This is a genomic window from Mesorhizobium sp. M7A.F.Ca.MR.245.00.0.0, assembly GCF_003997415.1.
GTDB lineage: Bacteria > Pseudomonadota > Alphaproteobacteria > Rhizobiales > Rhizobiaceae > Mesorhizobium.
The window spans coordinates 1-1,107 of record NZ_RZTE01000103.1 but is presented as its reverse complement, the minus strand read 5'-3'; the positions used below and the strand labels follow the sequence as shown (position 1 = coordinate 1,107).

Here is a 1,107-nt window from a genome sequence, read left to right as displayed (position 1 = left end):
GCCCTTGCTTCCCCGTTCGTCAAATGCCTCCTGCGGCTCATTCGTACTCAGGATTCCTTCGGCTTATGGGAAGGCCATTCGGATGCCGAGCTGCTGGCCGAGTTCATCATCACCAAGCAACAGCAACGTGCGGTACCCTTTGGCGGCGATCCTCGATCCTGACGCGCTGTGGAGGCTCGACATGTTTTACACCGCCGTAGCGCTTGCGATCGAGGAGCGCTCCGGCGTGTCGACGTCGCCGACAATAGAAATGAAACCCGTGGGGGCTTCCGGCGGTTGGGCGTTCTGTCGAGACGTCCACCGGTTCGGCTTCGAGACTTTCCGCAAACTTGCTGAGGCCGGTACGAAACTGGTCGACGATGCGACTGCAGCCATTGAAGCCTAGCCCGAGATGGAGCGCATCAAGAAAACCATTGTTCCAGAAAGGATCTATGTCAGACCTAGATAGGATGAGGAAAAAAGTCTGAAAGCTCCAGTTGCGTGCAGCTATTGCCAAGATGGCATTGCAGGACCTCGTCGAGGGTCTGCCGGGCAAGTGGGCCGACATACAGGAAGTCGCCGAGAAAACCCAAGCCGTTTATGCCGAGTTGGATGTTGCCAAGAGAGAACTCGCTTCAATGAAGAATTTAGGATGATGCGCACATTCACCACCCGTGACGGCTCCATTTGGATGCCGCCGTACCTGACCTCCATCGATAGCAAACCTGCATCGGCTGCTGCCGTTGTTTCAAGGTCTGCTCGCGCGATGTCATGCATCTTCACGGCGTTGATGATGCGGGTGAAATCCTCGGCCCCTGCGATGACGAGGACGACGATTTCGACGGCAAGCTCAATCGCATGATCATGGTTGTCGAAGATGCCGGCCGCTGCATAGGCTGCGGAGCCTGCGGCCGCGTCTGCCCCAAGAACTGCCAGACGCATGTTGCGGCCGACGAGCTCGCAACATGATCTGGCGAAAACCAGGGGAGCGGCGTTGCACTTCATCTTTTTGTCGGCTCGTGGGGCTGGTCCTGTGCAGCAATGCGTCGATGGTTTACTTCGCTTTGGATTCGCTCCGTGTGGCAGTCGTCACGACGCTGGCCTGTTCGCTGCTGCTTCAGGCCGGCT

Annotated in this window: 2 protein-coding genes and 2 pseudogenes; all 4 read left to right on the top strand. The window is 57.6% G+C overall.

Annotated features, from left to right (window positions below; translation table 11 throughout):
• Positions 1-385 (top strand): annotated as a pseudogene (locus EOB80_RS34255) (DUF269 domain-containing protein); the annotation flags it as partial.
• A 91-nt stretch (positions 386-476) separates the two neighbouring features.
• Positions 477-635 (top strand): CCE_0567 family metalloprotein, encoded by a 159-nt coding sequence (locus EOB80_RS34250; RefSeq protein WP_224571204.1) that lies wholly within the window; start codon positions 477-479, stop codon positions 633-635.
• A pseudogene (gene fdxB, locus EOB80_RS34245) lies at positions 632-948 on the top strand (ferredoxin III, nif-specific). Before EOB80_RS34250 ends, fdxB begins: the two are co-directional and overlap by 4 nt.
• A partial coding sequence (locus EOB80_RS36015) for an exopolysaccharide production repressor protein (RefSeq protein ID WP_348627680.1) occupies positions 945-1,107 on the top strand: 163 nt, incomplete at its 3' end. The pseudogene fdxB and the gene EOB80_RS36015, both read left to right, overlap by 4 nt.